This window comes from Mucilaginibacter sp. cycad4 (assembly GCF_034263275.1).
GTDB lineage: Bacteria > Bacteroidota > Bacteroidia > Sphingobacteriales > Sphingobacteriaceae > Mucilaginibacter.
This window is the reverse complement of record NZ_CP139559.1, coordinates 3854931-3872973: the sequence shown is the minus strand read 5'-3', so window position 1 is coordinate 3872973 and position 18043 is coordinate 3854931. Positions and strand designations below refer to the sequence as shown.

Below are 18043 nucleotides of genomic sequence, written 5' to 3'. Positions count from 1 at the left end.
TATGAAAAACGGGTTGATATTAAGTTTATGGATAGGGTTAATGGTATGTAGCTGCTGCATTCCGGCAATTGCACAAACCTCATCAAAGCAGCGCTATAAAGTGGCGGTTGTTGATTTGATGATCCTTAAGCGCCAGAAATTAGGTGCATTTCAACTGGCCAAAGATATCGGTGCAGATGGGGTTGAGGTTGATATGGGCGGTCTCGGCGATCGTGAAACTTTTGACAACCAATTGGCCAATGATTCGATAAGAAAGATATTTCTGAATAAAGCGAAAGAATTGAACCTGGAAATCCCATCTATGGGGATGACCGGCTTTTTTGCACAATCGTTTGCCGAACGGCCGACCGCCATTAGGGCCGTTACCGACTGTATCAACACCATGAAACAAATGGGCGTTAAGGTAGGCTTTTTGCCGATGGGGATAAAAGGCGATCTGATAAAATTTCCTGAATTGCGGCCCGCTATCATTTCCCGCCTGAAAGAGGTAGGTAAAATAGCCGAAAAGGCAGGGGTAGTAATAGGGATTGAAACTGCTTTAGACGCCAAAGGCGAGTTGCAGTTATTGAAAGAGATAGGTTCGCCTGCCATTAAAAGCTATTTCAATTTTGAAAACGCCATCAGGAACGGCCGCGACCTGGATAGTGAACTTAAAATATTGGGCAAAAACAATATCGTGCAGATCCATTGTACCAATGATGATGGCGTTTGGCTGCAAAACGATCCCAAAATCAATATGGAGCGTGTAAAAGCCACTTTAGATAAAATGGGCTGGACCGGCTGGCTGGTGATTGAACGCTCGCGCGATGCCAAAGACCCGCGCAACGTAAAATGGAATTTTAGCGCGAACACCACGTACGTAAAATCAATATTCCAGGCTAATTAATAAAGACAGATGAAGAGCTGCCGCATAGTTTTTTTGATGTTCCTGTTAACTATTATTTTGACAGGCAGTGTTTTTGCGGCCGAAATTTGGGTATCGCCCCAAGGCGCTGATACCAATACCGGAACTAAGGATCAGCCATTGGCAACCGTAGGAATGGCCATCAGGAAAGCCCGTGAATTGAGGCGCTTAAATGACGCGTCGGTAAAAGGCGGCATTTATATCAAAGTAGCTGCCGGAGTTTACTATTTAAATGAACCATTATTTATCCGTCCTGAAGATTCAGGTGCCATCGATAGCCCGACTATTATTGAGGGCGAGGGTATTGGTAAAACTATTTTAAGCGGCGGTATTAAGGTAAATGGCTGGCATAAAGTAAATAATGCAATCCCCGGCTTGCCGGCAGAAGCCAAAGGTAAAGTGTGGGCTGCCGATGGCCCCGTTTTTGGTGATGAGCCTTTGCAATTCAGGCAGCTATGGGTGAACAATGAAAAGGCCATTCGCGCCCGCGATACCGATGCCCCGTTGATGAACCGCATCCTATCCTGGGATCACAAAACTCAAACTTGCGTGATCCCATGGCCGGCTTCTGCGGATACCGCTCATCTCAAGGGCATGGAGATGTTTATTCACCAGTGGTGGGCTATAGCTATTTTGCGGGTTAAAGCAGTTAAAGTGCTGGGAGATAGCGCGCGGTTATCATTTTATCAGCCCGAAAGCCGGATCCAGTCAGAGCACCCCTGGCCTGCGCCCTGGATCTCCAAAAAAACAGGCAATTCGGCATTTTATCTCATCAATGCTATCAGCTTTTTAAACAAACCCGGCGAATGGTTTCATGACCGCATCGCCAATAAAATCTATTATATCCCGCGTAAGGGTGAGGATCTGCAAACGGCTACGGTAATCATTCCTCAATTAGAAACATTAGTAAAAATGCAGGGTACCCCGGATAACCCGGTTAATTATATCAGCTTTAAAAATATCAGTTTTGAACATAGCAGCTGGCTTCGGCCATCAAAAGAAGGCTTGGTTCCGCACCAGGCAGGCATGTATATGCTGGATGCTTACAAATTAAAAATTCCCGGAACACCGGATAAAAAAGGTCTGGAAAATCAGGCTTGGGTAGGCAGGCCGAGGGCAGCCGTTGAAGTGGTTTATGCTTCAAATAGTATGTTTGATGGTTGCAGTTTTGAACACATGGCCTCAACCGGGTTGGATTTTCAGCGGGGTACGCATAATAATGTGGTTAAAGGTAGCCTGTTTAAAGATATCGGCGGCACGGCGATACTCGACGGCGTATACTCCGACGAGTCTCAGGAGGTGCACCTGCCTTATAACCCAACCGATAAAAGGGAGATCTGCACCAATGATACCATCACCAGTAATTTAATCACCGACGCTACTAATGAAGACAGGGGATGTGTAGGCATCGGCGCGGGTTATGTTAAAGGTATCAGCATAACGCATAACGAGGTTTGCGACGTAAACTATACCGGCATCAGCATGGGCTGGGGCTGGACAAAGACCGTTAACGCCATGAGTGATAACCATATCACCGCCAACAAAATTCACCACTATGCCCGCAATATGTATGATGTCGCCGCCATCTACACACTATCGGCACAACCCGGTTCGGTGATCAGTGACAACTATGTGGACAGCATTTACAAAGCACCTTATGCACATGACCCGCAGCATTGGTTTTATCTGTATACCGACGAGGGATCGTCATACATCACTATAAGAAATAACTGGTGCCCGGCCGATAAATTTCTGAAGAATGCCAATGGCCCCGGCAATGTTTGGGAAAATAACGGTCCGCAGGTTGATGCGGCCATAAAGAACGCTGCCGGGTTGGAAGCGCCCTATAAATATCTGCTTAAGTATAAATCGGTAAACCGGGACAATTGGCCTATTAATCATAAAACAGAATGAGGCAGTTGGGGAAATATTTGCTGTTTGTAGTTGCTTGCAGCGCTTTTTTTGCAGTAATAAGCGGCTGTGATTTTCCGGTTAAAAACAAAACCGGCCAAACGGATCCTGTAGCTATAACAAAGCCGCATTTGTTAATCAGGCCGGTTGTTATTGAAATTATAGCTCAGGATAAGATTAAACCTGATGCTTTGTATGATATTGACAAAAGTGTAGCGGGTGATGCTGATAACATCAAACAGTGGAAAAACCATGCAATCATTTACCTCCACATTCCAAATCCCGAAGATGCGCTTAAAGAAATAAAGAAAGCGTACCCTAACGACACGATAAAATATTACGAAAAACCTTTCTACTCATTTAACCGGGAAATGTGCGCGGATACCATTAGTGCTAAACAATGGGAAAATATAGTTATGACAGCCAATTTGGTTAACGATCCTAAGCTGCAGCAGGAATATTTAAGCTACCATGCCACGCAGTTTAAAAACTGGCCCGAGGTAGCGAAGGGTTTTTGCAACGCTAATTTTCAGCAGCTGCTCGTGTTCAAAAACGGCAGGCAGTTAATGCTGGTCATCAGCATCCCCAAAGGAGAAAATCTCGATAAATTGAACCCCAGGACTACCGAAAATAACCCAAGGGTAAATGAATGGAACCGCCTGATGAAGAAATATCAGGAGGGCATCCCCGGTACAAAGCCTGGCGAGGTTTGGGTTGAATTAAAGCATCAATAATATCATATGAAAATGAAAATAGGAATATTAGGATTAGGCGAAGGGCGCAGCACTATGTCGGCAGTATTGAAAAGCGAAAAGCTTGAGTTGAAAATGGTATGTGATATGAATATCGAAATGTGTAAACAACGCGCCGAAGAATTTAACTTTCACCATTACACCATCAATTACCAGGATATGCTCAATGATGCTGAAATAGATATCATTGCCATCTATACGCCCGATCATTTACATGCCGAACACGTTAAACAGGCTTTGCTTCATGGCAAACACGTGGTGTGCACTAAACCATTTATTGATGATTTGAGCAAAGCTGCCGAACTAATGGAACTGGTTGAGCAAAGCGGCAAAAAAGTATTTGTGGGCCAAAGCTCCCGTTTTTTTGAGCCGATGAAAAAGCAGCGTAAAGACTATGAAGCCGGTTTGATAGGGGATTTGATCACGGTAGAGGCTTATTACCATGCAGATCATCGCTGGTTTTTGGAGAAACCATGGTCGTTACAGCAGGCTTTTAAGTGGTTGTATGGCGGCTTAAGTCACCCGGTTGATTTTATCCGCTGGTATTTGCCGGAGATTGAAGAGGTGATGGGTTACGGCATGTTAAGTTCCAATGGCGCTAAAGGCGGTTTAAAGAATCCGGATACCATGCACTTTATTTTCAAGGCCAAGGATGACCGCATAGCACGGGTGAGCGGCTGTTATACCGGTCCGGTGCAGCCCGTTACGCGCGACAGTGAGATGAGCTGCATTTTACGCGGCACTGAAGGCTGCAGCCAGGGCGATTACATGGACCTACGCTATGCCATCACTGATAACACCGGCGAAGAACGGATCCTAACCTGGGAACATAAGCTGAAACATTACTTCAGGTTTGAAGGCAAAAGCCACCACGCTGGTGAGTATCAAAATTACCTCGAATACTTTGCCGATAGCATCACTGAAGGTTACACCGCCTATCCCGATATTAAGGAAGGTATAGGCACTATCGCGCTGCTGCAGGCCATGGACCGCTCATTACAAAGCGGTAAACCCGTAAAGGTTGATGAGATCCTTACCGAGTTTAATTTAACCGTAAACGAGTTAAGCGCATGATATTAGGCATGAGCAATATCGTATCGCGCCTCACGCTGCTGGATTATTCGGTGGTTGCCGTGTACCTGATTATTTTAATGGTGATCGGTTACCGCGCCAGTTTCGGCAATAAAAACAAAACGGACGAAACGCTTTTCCTCGCCAATAAATCGTTGGGCTGGGCAAGTATCGGTTTTAACATGTGGGGCACCAATGTGGGGCCGTCTATGTTGCTGGCTTTTGCCAGTATCGGTTATAGCACGGGTATTGTAGCTGTCAATTTCGATTGGTATGCCTTTGTTTTCCTGATGCTGCTGGCGCTTGTTTTTGCGCCGAAGTACATTGCTGCCAAAGTATCAACCATGCCTGAGTTTATGGGCAATCGTTATGGTGATTCAACCCGTAACATCCTGGCCTGGTACGCCCTCATCAAAATGCTGATCTCATGGCTTTCGCTTGGCCTGTTTGCAGGTGGCTTTTTGGTAAGGCAGATCCTCGGGATCCCCATGTGGCAATCGGTTATTGTACTGGTATCTTTTGCGGGTTTATTTGCCTTTACAGGCGGTTTAAAAGCTATTGCCAAGGTAAATGTCTTCCAGATGCTGCTGCTTATTGGTGTATCGCTAACGCTGACTGTTTTGGGCGTAAACAAAGCAGGCGGGCTATCAGCGGTATTTCATCAAACACCCGCAAATTACTGGAACCTCATTCACCCGGCGAGTGATGTTAAATATCCATGGTATGCTATTTTGTTAGGCTACCCGGTATCGGCTGTGGCTTTTTTCTGTACAGATCAGGCCATGGTACAATCGGTACTTGGGGCTAAAAACCTGGAGCAAGGGCAGCTTGGCGTAAACTTTATTGGCTGGCTTAAAATACTGTCGCTGCCGCTGTTCATCCTCACTGGCATTTTGTGTTTTATCCTGTATCCGCATTTAAATGACCCGGCATTAGCCTATATGACTATGGTTACTAACCTGTTCCCTCCGGGGATGAATGGGCTGGTTATTGTAGTATTGATAGCGGTATTAGTAGGTACCATAGGTTCATCATTAAACTCGCTGAGCACGGTTTTTACCATGGATATTTATGCCGAAAAAATCAACCCTAATGCTACCAATAAAGATTTGATCAGGGTTGGGCGTTATACCGTAATTGCCGGTTGCCTGTTTGCCATAGGTATGGCGCTGGCTATTGACAGTATTAAAGGCCTCAACCTGTTTGATGTGTTTCAATCGGTATTAGGCTTTATTGCGCCGCCGCTGGCTGTTGTTTTCCTGCTTACCGTTTACTGGAAACGCACCACCCGCAAAGCGGTGAATACTATCCTTTCGGCAGGTTCGGCCTTTAGTTTGGGCACGGGTGTGGTTTACTTGTGGGTGCTTCCGTCCGATAAGTATAGCTTTTGGCCGCATTACCTGATGCTGTCGTTTTTCATATTTGTTTTCCTGGCGGCATCTGCCGTTTTGATCTCGCTTCTTGATAAGTCGCCGGCTGTTTATGTTGCCGAAAAATCTGAAACAGAAACTACTTCAAAACCTACCCGGCGTGTAAAAGTAGCCTGGGCGCTGCTTACCATAGTCATGATTGCTTTATATCTCATTTTCAACGGACATTAAAAATGCATAAAATATCTACCCATATAAAACTCCCAAAGCATCATGTATTCATCATGCTGTTCATCTTCATGTTTTTTGCCGATATGGCTAAAGCTCAAAAAGCTACCTGGATCTGGTATCCCGGCGATTATGAAGTATGGCTCAGCAACAAAATGCAAAACCGCCGTACCGAGCGTGGGGCATTCTTTCCTCCATTTTGGAAACTGGACAGCCACTATGTATTGGTTGATTTTCACAAGGATTTTACGCTCGCCTCGCCCGAAACAGTTGAGCTGGCCGTTGAAGGACAATATAACGTAAAGCTCGATGGTAAAGCCTTAGCAGGTTACCCAAAAAATATCCATGTGCCGGCTGGCAGGCACAGGCTTAGTCTCAAAGTCTATAACCAGGCTGCTGCCCCCGCCATATTTGTTAAGGGGCAGCAACTGGTGTCGGATACTTCATGGCTGGTTACTTACGAGGATAAAGAATGGATTGATGAATCGGGCAAAACCTCGGATGTATCGGCTACCAAATATGTAAACGCGGGTGACTGGAATTTTGATTCGGTTGATAAGATCCCGTCTGCATTTCGTTTGCCAACAGAGGAGCATAAAGCTGAAAAAACCGAGCGAAAGGAACATTCCATTTTAGTTGATTTTGGTAAGGAAACCTTCGGATACGCAAAACTCATTGGTTTAAAAGGCAAGGGGAGTATCAAACTCTGCTATGGGGAATCGAAAGAAGAGGCACTCGCCCAATCTACCTGCGAACTCCTGGATAGTATCTACATAAATCAACCTCAAAAAGCGGATTTTACTATGGAAGGCTCGCGGGCTTTCCGTTATATCAACGTATTGTTTGATGATAATGTAAGTGCTGATGATATCTCCATGCTGTACGAATATTCATCGGTAGAGCAGCGCGGGAGCTTCAAATGTTCGGATGAATTGGTCAATAAGATCTGGGATGTCTCAGCTTATACCCTGCACCTGAATACCCGCGAGTTTTTTATCGATGGAATCAAAAGGGACAGGTGGATCTGGTCGGGCGATGCTTATCAAAGCTACCTCATGAATTATTACCTGTACTTTGATTCGCCAACAGTAACCCGAACCTTGTATGCCCTGCGCGGTAAAGACCCGGTAACCAGCCATATCAATACCATTATGGATTATACCTTTTATTGGTTCATGGGTATTTATGATTATTACCAGTACACCGGCGATAAAAGTTTCATCAAACAAATGTACCCGCGCATGCAAAGCCTGATGAGCTATTGCCTGCAGCGCCGCGATAAAAACGGACTGATGGAAGGCCTGCCCGGCGACTGGGTATTTATTGACTGGGCTGATAAGCTCAGCAAAAAAGGAGAGGTAAGCTTTGAACAATTGCTGCTTTGCCGCAGCCTGGAAACTATGGCTTTATGTGCCGATATTATGCAGGACGGCAGCGGGAAAACGCAATATGAACAGCTGTCAACCGGCTTGAAATCGAAAATATTTGATCTGTACTGGAACAAGGATAAACACGCTTTTGTACACAGCCTGGTTGAAGGTAAGCAAAGCGATAACGTAACCCGTTATACCAACATGTTCTCGATATTTTTCAATTACCTCAACCCGGATCAGCAGCAGGAAATTAAAAAATATGTATTGCTCAACAACAACATCCAAAAGATAACCACCCCATACATGCGCTTTTATGAACTGGAAGCGCTCTGTGCCATGGGCGAGCAAAGTTATGTGCTCAAGGAAATGAAGGATTACTGGGGTGGTATGCTCAATTTAGGAGCTACCTCTTTTTGGGAAGAATACAATCCTGCTAAAACCGGTACCGACCGCTATGCCATGTACGGGCGGCCTTTTGGTAAAAGCCTTTGTCATGCCTGGGGTGCCAGCCCGATATACCTGCTCGGTAAATATTATCTGGGCGTAAAACCAACAGCTCCGGGTTATCAGCAATACATTATTGAACCGAAATTGGGCGGTTTGCAATGGATGGAAGGCAGCGTACCAACTGCTAATGGCGATATCAAAGTATCATGCAGTACCAAACAGATCAAGGTAAGCGGTGATAGCGGAACGGGATTATTACGTTTTGCGAGTACATCAAAACCGGTTTGCAAGGACGGGGAAGTTACTGCCAAAGGAAACGGTATTTATGAACTCACCATCCAAAAACAAAAACAGTACACCATAAACTATAGCGCAAAAAAATGATGAAACGGCTGATAAATATCCTGCTTTTAACAGCATTTTCATCAACAGGGCTTTACGCGCAATTAGTTGATAAAACGCCTGCGCCTATCCCCAATGTGCCAGTGGTTTATGATGCTGAACCATGGGAAAACCCTTTGGTTGACGGTATCAACCGGGATGCAGCACGTGCTACAGGCTACTCATATAGCAGCATCAAAGATGCACTGGCCGGCGACAGGGAAAAATCCGGCCGGATGTTATCCTTAAATGGCTATTGGGATTTTAGCTATGCCGCTAAACCCGCCGATGCGCCCAAGGATTTTTATAAAAGCCGGGTAAGCGGCTGGAAAAAGATCATCGTACCTTCAAGTATTGAAATGCAGGGTTACGATAAGCCCATTTATAAAAGTGCCGTTTACCCTTTCCGCCCGGTTAACCCGCCGCATGTGCCGCAGGATTATAATGGTGTTGGCAGCTATCAGCGCACGTTTACTTTGCCGGCTAATTGGAAAGATCTGAACATTACCCTGCATTTTGGTGGCGTAAGTTCGGGCTTTAAGGTTTGGCTCAATGGTAAGTTTTTAGGTTATGGCGAAGACAGCTTTTTGCCCTCGGAGTTTAACATTACCCCGTACCTGCAAGCGGGTGAAAATGTAGTGTCGGTACAGGTGATCCGCTGGAGTGATGGATATTTCCTGGAAGACCAGGATCAGTGGCGTATGAGCGGCATCCACCGGGAAGTAATGGTGTTGGCTGAGCCAAAACTACGCATTGCTGATTTTCAATGGCAGGCCAAACTGGATAAACAATATAAAGATGCAGTTTTCAGTATCCGCCCAAGGATTGAAAACTTGACGGGTAAGGCTGTTCCCGGTTATAAAATTGAAGCAAGGCTTTTCGATAGCAACAATAAAGAAGTGTTGCAGAAACCATTGGAGCGGAGTGTGGAAAGTATTATCAATGAGATCTATCCACGGCTGGATAATGTAAAGTTCGGCTTGCTGGAAACCACGCTGAAGAACCCGGATAAATGGAGCGATGAAAAGCCAAACCTGTATACACTTACTTTGTCCTTAGTTGACAGTACGGGCCAAACCCTTGAAGTTAAAAGCTGTAAGGTGGGCATCCGGAGTATTGAGTTTAGCAAAACGGATAGCAAGCTGCTCATCAACGGCAAAGTAACTTACCTGTACGGCGTAAACCGTCCCGATCATGACCCGATAAAAGGAAAAGCACTATCGCGCGGGGATATCCTGAATGATGTGCGCACCATCAAACGTTTCAATTTTAATTGCATCCGTACCAGTCATTATCCTATGGATCCTTACCTGTATGATCTGTGTGATGAATACGGCATCCTGGTCATAGACGAAGCCAACCTGGAAACCCACGGCCTTGGCTCAAAGCTAAGTAACGACCCCATGTGGACAGGCGCTTACCTTGACAGGGCAACCCGTATGGTGATGCGTGATAAAAATCATCCAAGTGTGATCATCTGGAGTTTGGGGAATGAAGCCGGGCGCGGGCCAAACCATGCTGCTATGGCCGGTTGGATCCATGATTTTGATATCACCCGTCCGGTTCATTACGAGCCCGCCCAGGGCACACCGCAAGCCGAAGGTTATATCGACCCGACCGATCCGCGGTATCCTAAAACTAATGATCACTCGCATCGCCTGCAAAACCCAATCGATCAGCCTTATGTAGATATTGTGAGCCGGATGTACCCCGGTATTTATACCGCACCCTTGCTGGCTAATCAGCAAAATGGCGATAACCGTCCGATATTTTTTGTAGAGTATTCGCATGCCATGGGTAATTCTAACGGCAATTTAAAAGAGTTTTGGGATCAATGGCGCTCAACCAAAAGGGTTATTGGCGGAGCCATCTGGGAGTTTAAAGATCAGGGGCTTTTAAAACATGATTCCACAGGTAAGGCTTACTATGCTTACGGCGGTGATTATGGCGAACGCTATTTTGATAATTTCACCATCAAGGGTATCGTAGCATCCGACGGGCGGCCGAAACCTGCTATTTACGAATGTAAGCATGTTTTTCAACCTGCCGTTTGTGAGCTGATTGATGCTGATAAGGCAACTATCCACATCAAAAACTGGCATAGTGTGGCTTCACTGTCCGATTATGAGGTTACCCTGCAGTTGAGGGAAGACGGCAATATCATACTCAAAAAACAAATGCCGCGCATTAATCTTGCAGCCGGGCATGATACCATCATCAGCCTGAAACAATACCTGCCCAATTTAAAATCCAACCATGAATACCTGGCCGATATCCATTTTACCCTTGCAGAAGATAAGCCCTGGGCAGCTAAAGGCTACGAAATAGCAAGTGATCAGTTTCAGTTAACGAACACTAAATTGTTGGCGGTTCGTCCTGACGCCAAAAAATTCCCCGAGATCAAAATCTCCGAAGATGATCAAGCGTATCACATCGGTGGTAAAGATTTTGAGATAGGCATCAGTAAAGTCAATGGGGCTTTAAACTCCTATATCAGCAAAGGGCAGCAACAGGTTTTTGCACCGTTACTTCCGCATTTTACCCGCCCCGTTACGGATAATGATCATCGCGGATGGAAGATGGAGAAGAAACTGGCAGCATGGTTTAAAGCAACACCGGTATTGAAAAAAGTATCGGCACAAAAAACTGAAGATGGCTCGGTAGTTATTACAAGTGTTTATTCAATGCTTAATGATAGCGCCTCGGTTAAACTGAGCTACACCATCCGCCGTGATGGATTATTGAAAGTTTCTTATTCGTTACAGGTTAAGCCGGGTTTGCCAAACCTGCCCAAGGTTGGTATGCAAATGGGCATCGCCCGGGCCGATAGCAATATCAGTTACTACGGCCGGGGCCCTTATGAAAACTATATTGACAGGCGTACAGGTTCCGAAGCCGGCATCTATTCGCAATCTGTTAGCCAATTTATGGAGCCTTATGTTGTACCCCAGGAAAACGGCAACCGCACTGATGTATGCTGGATGCTGCTGCACCATAAAACAGGTGGCTTGCTGGTAACTGCCGATAGCCTGCTGAGTATGAGTGCCTGGCCTTATACCGAAGCAAACATTCAAAAGGCAAAGCATACCAACAAACTACAGGACGCAGGTTTCATAACCCTGAATATCGACCTGGTGCAAATGGGTGTGGGGGGTAACGACAGCTGGTCGGAAGTGGCTGAGCCTTTGGAGCAGTACCGTATCCCCGCAAAAAACTATAGCTACAGCTTTTATCTGAAACCTTATGAGGGAAAAGCAGATGCGGCTGGAAAAGCGGCTTATCAAATAAAATTTAACAGGAAGCCATGAGGAAATACATTCTTATAATCGGCTTTTGTTGCCTCTTTTTACCGGGGATAGCCCAGCAACGTAAATCGTTGCAAAAGGACGCTTTGGAACAAGCCTTTTTGCACCCGCCAGAATCTGCAAAGCCCTGGGTGTTTTGGTACTGGATGCAGGGCGCAGTAAGCCGTGAAGGTATCACGGCCGATCTGCTGGCCATGAAACAGGCCGGGATAGCCGGCGCTTATTTAATGCCGATCAAAGGGCCTGCTAATCCGCCATTTATTACCCCATCAATTAACCAGCTAAGCCCGGAGTGGTGGGCTATGGTAAAGTTTACCATGCAGGAAGCCGACAGGATAGGCGTAAAACTGGCTATGCATGATAGCGATGGTTTCGCGTTGGCGGGCGGTCCATGGATAACTCCCGAGCTTTCCATGCAGAAAGTGGTATGGTCAAAAGTTGAGGTTGAAGGCGGCAAAACCTATCATGATACTTTGCCTGTTCCAAAGCACTATAAAAACTACTATAAGGATATCGAAGTACTGGCCTATCCATCCCTCCCGGGCGAGCGAATAAGCAGTTATGATGAGCATCCGAAGGTAAGCAGCAGTGTGCCAAATACCGATGTGCAATATCTTGCGGAGAAAGGAAATACCAAAAGCTTTACAAGCAACGAGCAATGCTGGCTGCAGCTGGAATTTGAAAAGCCATTTACCTGCCGTTCGCTCATTATTCATACTTCGGCAAGTAATTACCAGTCGCAAAGGTTGTTACTTGAAGTAAGTGACGATGGGAAGGATTTTCGTTCGTTAGGCAGATTGGAGCCGCCACGCCACGGCTGGCAGGATGGGGATGCGGAGATCACAAACGCTATTACCCCAGCAACGGCAAAATATTTCAGATTTACGTATGATAAAGAAGGTTCTGAACCTGGAGCCGAAGACCTGGATTTTGCCAAATGGAAGCCAACGCTGAAACTATCAGGTATCGAATTACTGGCCGAACCACTCATCCATCAGTATGAAAGTAAGAACGGAGAGGTTTGGCGTTTAAGTAAACAAACTACAGATGTTCAATTGCCGGCTAACCTTTGTGTAGATAAAAGTAAGATCATTAACCTTACCGATAAATTAGGGGCTGATGGTAAACTGAACTGGCAGGTACCGGCGGGTAAATGGACTATCATCCGTATCGGGCATACTTCAACCGGACATACCAACGCTACAGGCGGTGGCGGTATTGGCTTGGAGTGTGATAAGTTTAACCCGGAGGCTGCCAAAATACAGTTTGATAACTGGTTTGGTAAGGCTGTAAAACAGGCTGGGCCGGAGTTGGCTAAACGTGTTTTGAAAATTTTTCATGTGGATAGCTGGGAATGCGGCAGTCAAAACTGGTCGCCGGTTTTTGCTGCGGAATTTAAAAGGAGGAGAGGGTACGATCTGTTGCCATATCTTCCGTTGATAGCCGGTGTACCGATGGAGAGCACGGAAAAATCTGAAAAGGTATTGGCCGATGTAAGGCAAACCATTGCCGAATTACTGGTAGATAATTTCTACGGCACCATGGCTAAACTGGCGCATGAACAAGGCTGCACATTTACTGCCGAAAGCGTTGCCCCAACCATGATGAGCGATGGCATGCTGCATTATCAAAAGGCTGATATCCCGATGGGCGAGTTTTGGTTCAGGAGCCCTACACATGATAAGCCCAATGATATGCTGGATGCCATATCGGGCGGACATATCTACGGCAAAAATATTATCCAGGCCGAAGCTTTTACCGAGCTGCGGTTACTATGGGACGAGCATCCCGGCATGCTCAAAACCGCTGCCGACCGCAATTTTGCCCTCGGCATCAATCGCTATGTTTTCCATGTGAATGTGCATAACCCCTGGCTTGACCGTAGGCCGGGTATGACGCTGGATGGCATCGGCTTGTTTTTTCAGCGCGACCAAACCTGGTGGCAGCCGGGTAAAGCCTGGTTTGATTATATCAGTCGTTGCCAGGCCATGCTGCAACAGGGCCATCCGGTTGCTGATATTGCCGTATTTACCGGTGAAGAAACACCCCGCCGCGCTATTTTACCCGACAGGCTGGTTAGTACCCTTCCCGGAATCTTCGGCGTGGAACGGGTAAAGCAGGAAACAGAGCGCTTAACCAACAAAGGTGTACCCATCATTAATTCGATTGAGGATGCAAGCCATTCGGCTAATATGGCGCTGCCCAAAAACTGGATAGACCCGCTGCGAGGATATAACTATGATTCTTTTAACAAAGATGCGCTATTGCGTTTAGCTACGGTAAAAAACGGCAGGATCATTTTACCTGGTGGAGCGAGTTATACTATGCTGATTGTACCGGGGCCAAGCCAGATGTCACCGCAGCCATGGCAGTTGTCGGCGGAAGTCGTAAAAAAACTTCAGCAACTTGTAAATGATGGTGCTACCATTTTATTGGGCGATCAGCGGATGAAGGCTATTTTATCTAAAAGTTCTGCGGGCAGATTGCTCATTGGCCCTTATCAAAAACAAACGTTTGACGAATTGGGCGTAACCCGTGATCTGATAGCGACGGACTCTGTTGATCAGCAGGCAAAGGATCTGGCCTGGACACATCGCAGCTCGGCTAATCTTGATATTTATTTTGTCTCCAATCAGCAGGCTATAAATCGCACTATCGATTTATCATTGAGGGTGGCGGGCCGTGTCCCCGAATTTTGGGACCCTTTAACCGGTGAGATCAGGCAATTGAATAACACCGGTAAGTTGCCTCGTACAAAGGTTAAGCTTGATTTGGCAGCTAATGGCTCCGCTTTTATCGTTTTCAGAAATGCTTCTTCTGTAGCAAAAAACGGTGATAATAACCCTGCGCATTTTAAAACGATACAAACTTTTACAAACTGGCAGGTACAGTTTGATCCTAAATTTGGCGGCCCTGCGAAGCCTGTGAAAGTCGAGCAATCTTTTGATTGGTCGCGTAGTGCTAATGATAGTATTCGTTATTATTCGGGTACAGCGGTTTACAATCATACGTTTCACTTTACCGGTAAAGCTGGGGACAAAGTATACCTTGATCTGGGAAATGTTGCCAACATGGCCCAAGTGTATTTGAACGGTATTAATTGCGGCACAGCCTGGACTTATCCTTACCGGGTAGGTTTGAGTAAAGCCATCAAATCCGGCGAAAATAAACTGATAATCAAAGTAACCAACACTTGGGCTAACCGCCTGATGGGCGATCATGCCCTGCCCGAAAATAAACGTATTACCTGGACAAACGCCCCTTACCGGTTGGAGGGCCGCCCGCTTTTGCCGGCCGGTTTGCTGAACCCGGTGAAATTGATCATTAATATCCCTTAATGATATGAAAAAGATTTTTGAATATATCCACGTCCCCTCTGGGTCTCCCGCAGAGGACCCTGAGGCTTTTATCTTGTCTCGAAATAGTAAAATGAAAACGCTGTATAAATATCTTATCATCACAGTATTGATAATTGCCGGCGGCAAACTTAACGCCCAAAACAAAGCCCTGGTAAATACCAGTAAAAGTAGTTACGCCAAACTCAGCAGCCTTAATATGGGGGCGGTAAAATGGACAAGCGGCTTTTGGGCCGACAGGTTTAAGGTTTGCCGTGATACTATGATCCCGAACCTGTGGCGTGTTTATACCGACCCGAAGATCAGTCATGCTTACCGCAACTTTGAAATAGCCGCCGGGCTGGACACAGGTTCACATGAGGGGCCTCCATTTCATGACGGCGATTTTTACAAGCTTTTTGAAGCTGTAGCCAGTATGTACGCCAATACGCATGATCACAGGTTGAATGAGCTGATGGATAAAACAATTGCCGTTATTGCCAAAGCCCAGCGAGCAGATGGCTATATCCACACGCCAACCCTTATTGAAGAACGGAAGAACAGCGGCAAGGAAAAGGCTTTTAATGACCGTCTCAATTTTGAAACTTATAACCTCGGTCACCTCATGACCGCTGCCTGTATTCACTATCGGGTTACCGGTAAAACTACGTTGCTAAAAGTTGCTATTAAAGCCACTGATTATCTCTATAAGTTTTATAAAACGGCTTCGCCCGAACTGGCGCGAAACGCTATTTGCCCCTCGCATTATATGGGCGTAGTGGAGATGTACCGTACCACCGGTGATCCTAAATACCTGGAGCTGGCTAAAAACCTGATAGATATTCGCGGACTGATGAAAGATGGTACCGACGATAACCAGGACAGGACACCTTTCCGTCAGCAAACACAGGCTATGGGGCATGCTGTACGTGCTAATTACCTTTTTGCCGGTGCAGCCGATGTTTATGCTGAAACCGGAGATACTACGCTCATGCATACTTTAAATTTAATGTGGAACGATGTAGTGAACCGCAAAATGTATATTACCGGTGGATGTGGAGCATTATATGACGGGGTTTCGCCTGATGGAACATCTTACAATCCTAACGAGGTGCAAAAGGTACATCAAGCTTACGGGCGCGATTACCAGTTGCCAAGTTTTACAGCACATAACGAAACCTGCGCCAACATTGGCAATGTACTTTGGAACTGGCGGATGCTGCAAATAACCGGGGATGCCAAATATGCCGATGTGATGGAACTGGCCTTATACAACAGCGTGCTTTCGGGCATTAGCCTTAACGGGCGTAACTTTTTATATACCAATCCGCTGGCTTATTCAGATAGTTTGCCGTTTAAACAGCGTTGGTCTAAAGATAGGGTTGGGTATATTAAATTATCTAATTGCTGTCCGCCTAACGTAGTGCGTACCATTGCCGAGGTGAGCGATTACGCTTACAGTACATCAGATAAAGGCCTGTGGTTTAACCTGTATGGCAGCAATACCATAACCGCTAAATTGAAAGATGGTACGCCGGTAAAACTAACGCAAACTACCAATTACCCCTGGGATGGAAAGATCCGCATCCGGTTTGATGAAGTGCCGGGCAATAAAGCATTCTCCGTGTTTTTGAGGATTCCGGGCTGGTGTAAGGGAGCGAGTATAAAAATGGAAGGTCAGCCGGTGCCTCAGTTAGATACTACTCCGGGAGCCTATACTCAAATTAACGCGGTTTGGCGAAAGGGAATGACAATTGATCTCGACCTGCCGATGCCGGTTACCCTTATGGAAGCTAACCCACTGGTTGAGGAAACCCGTAACCAGGTTGCCGTAAAACGTGGCCCTGTGGTTTATTGCCTTGAATCGGCTGATCTGGCAAAGGGGCAGAAGGTATTCAATGTGGCGCTTTCTGCTGCTAACCAACTCAAACCTGAAATGATCAGGATAGATAACAGCGAGATCATGAGCCTTACCGGTAAAGCCGATCTGCGCGATGAAGGCAACTGGCAAAACAGCCTGTACAAGGAGGTATCTTCGCCGAAGCAAAACGCTGTTGATATCAGACTGATCCCGTATTATGCCTGGGGGAACCGCGGGCATGTTGATATGGAGACCTGGATACCGTTGGATAGGTGAGGTGTTTTGAGGCGAAAGGTAAAAGGCGAAAGGTAAAAGGTTAGAAAAAAAACACGCCGCCGCTCGGCTCTCAGCCGGGTGGCAATTATCATGACGGCCTCTGGCCGCCGGGGCTAAAGCTATAGTTCAACTTCGATAGCATAATGTAATAAGTTTCGGTTTACATTGCTTTGGCGGCCAGAGGACGCGTAATAGTTATCCCCGGCAGGCATAGCCGTTAACATAAGGAAGAAAAAGCGCTGGATTGTGCGACTCCCCTCTTGAGAGGGGCGGAGGGGTGTGTTTCTGCTTTGATAAGCTTGTAGCAGAAACACACCCCTGCTACCACTCGCTCCTCCGCGCCCCCTCTCGAGAGGGGATTTTTAAAACCCGTTTGTTTAATTAATTGCTTAGGTTAACAGCTATGGGCTGGAGCCGGGCGGCGGCGGTTATTTTTATTGCCTATAGCTGCAACTTCGACCAGTAATTGAGCAGTGCCATCCGGCTTCAGCCGGATGGTATGAAATATCGGTGTTCATCCCTGTAATTCTGGTGGCATTATTTTGTCAGTGCTATTATAACCGATGCGATCAATCTCAAAAAGATCCAAAAAAAAGCTAAAAAAAAACGAAACAGAAAAGGTGTTTTAGGACGTTTTTGAAACTGGAAATATTTATTCTTGAAGGTTTTAACTGTTGATAATCAGGTATTTAATGGTGCTTTATGTAAAATATTATGTATTTGATAATCAATGTGTTTCATTTTTAAGGTGTTCCGCGTTTTCACTCTCAAAAAAAGGAACAGTCCCCTTTTTATAAAAAAGAACAGCGGGGGTTTTTTCAATTTTTTT

At 46.0% G+C, this 18043-nt stretch carries 9 protein-coding genes; all 9 read left to right on the top strand.

Going from position 1 to position 18043, the window contains the following annotated elements; all coding sequences use genetic code 11:
- Position 1 precedes the first annotated feature (1 nt).
- The 9 genes from SNE26_RS15565 to SNE26_RS15525 all read left to right on the top strand — a co-directional run bounded on the left by SNE26_RS15565 (position 2) and on the right by SNE26_RS15525 (position 17214).
- Positions 2-886, top strand: coding sequence for a sugar phosphate isomerase/epimerase family protein (locus SNE26_RS15565; protein WP_321554859.1), 885 nt, complete (start codon positions 2-4; stop codon positions 884-886).
- A 9-nt stretch (positions 887-895) separates the two neighbouring features.
- On the top strand, positions 896-2818 hold the full coding sequence (locus SNE26_RS15560) for a hypothetical protein (protein ID WP_321554858.1): 1923 nt from the start codon (positions 896-898) through the stop codon (positions 2816-2818).
- Positions 2815-3549, top strand: a complete 735-nt coding sequence (locus SNE26_RS15555) for an L-rhamnose mutarotase (RefSeq protein WP_321554857.1) — start codon at positions 2815-2817, stop codon at positions 3547-3549. The genes SNE26_RS15560 and SNE26_RS15555 overlap by 4 nt, the downstream gene beginning before the upstream one ends.
- A gap of 12 nt (positions 3550-3561) precedes the next feature.
- On the top strand, positions 3562-4641 hold the full coding sequence (locus tag SNE26_RS15550; protein ID WP_321554856.1) for a Gfo/Idh/MocA family oxidoreductase: 1080 nt from the start codon (positions 3562-3564) through the stop codon (positions 4639-4641).
- The gene (locus SNE26_RS15545) at positions 4638-6239 is read left to right on the top strand and encodes a sodium/solute symporter (protein ID WP_321554855.1); all 1602 of its coding nucleotides are present in this window, start codon (positions 4638-4640) and stop codon (positions 6237-6239) included. Before SNE26_RS15550 ends, SNE26_RS15545 begins: the two co-directional genes overlap by 4 nt.
- 2 nt (positions 6240-6241) lie before the next feature.
- Positions 6242-8440: an alpha-L-rhamnosidase C-terminal domain-containing protein gene (locus SNE26_RS15540; RefSeq protein WP_321554854.1), complete on the top strand. Its 2199-nt coding sequence runs from the start codon at positions 6242-6244 to the stop codon at positions 8438-8440.
- Positions 8437-11745 carry a glycoside hydrolase family 2 TIM barrel-domain containing protein gene (locus SNE26_RS15535; protein ID WP_321554853.1) on the top strand — a complete coding sequence of 1103 codons (3309 nt, stop codon included), beginning with the start codon at positions 8437-8439 and terminating at the stop codon, positions 11743-11745. The genes SNE26_RS15540 and SNE26_RS15535 overlap by 4 nt, the downstream gene beginning before the upstream one ends.
- Positions 11742-15080, top strand: coding sequence for a glycosyl hydrolase (locus SNE26_RS15530; protein ID WP_321554852.1), 3339 nt, complete (start codon positions 11742-11744; stop codon positions 15078-15080). Before SNE26_RS15535 ends, SNE26_RS15530 begins: the two co-directional genes overlap by 4 nt.
- A 91-nt stretch (positions 15081-15171) precedes the next feature.
- Positions 15172-17214, top strand: a complete 2043-nt coding sequence (locus SNE26_RS15525) for a glycoside hydrolase family 127 protein (protein ID WP_321554851.1) — start codon at positions 15172-15174, stop codon at positions 17212-17214.
- Positions 17215-18043: the final 829 nt, after the last annotated feature.

Bases quoted from the DNA above. Each gene is read 5' to 3' on its own strand.
- SNE26_RS15565 (WP_321554859.1), top strand. From the start codon at position 2: ATGAAAAACGGGTTGATATTAAGTTTATGGATAGGGTTAATGGTATGT.
- SNE26_RS15560 (WP_321554858.1), top strand. From the start codon at position 896: ATGAAGAGCTGCCGCATAGTTTTTTTGATGTTCCTGTTAACTATTATT.
- SNE26_RS15555 (WP_321554857.1), top strand. From the start codon at position 2,815: ATGAGGCAGTTGGGGAAATATTTGCTGTTTGTAGTTGCTTGCAGCGCT.
- SNE26_RS15550 (WP_321554856.1), top strand. From the start codon at position 3,562: ATGAAAATAGGAATATTAGGATTAGGCGAAGGGCGCAGCACTATGTCG.
- SNE26_RS15545 (WP_321554855.1), top strand. From the start codon at position 4,638: ATGATATTAGGCATGAGCAATATCGTATCGCGCCTCACGCTGCTGGAT.
- SNE26_RS15540 (WP_321554854.1), top strand. From the start codon at position 6,242: ATGCATAAAATATCTACCCATATAAAACTCCCAAAGCATCATGTATTC.
- SNE26_RS15535 (WP_321554853.1), top strand. From the start codon at position 8,437: ATGATGAAACGGCTGATAAATATCCTGCTTTTAACAGCATTTTCATCA.
- SNE26_RS15530 (WP_321554852.1), top strand. From the start codon at position 11,742: ATGAGGAAATACATTCTTATAATCGGCTTTTGTTGCCTCTTTTTACCG.
- SNE26_RS15525 (WP_321554851.1), top strand. From the start codon at position 15,172: ATGAAAACGCTGTATAAATATCTTATCATCACAGTATTGATAATTGCC.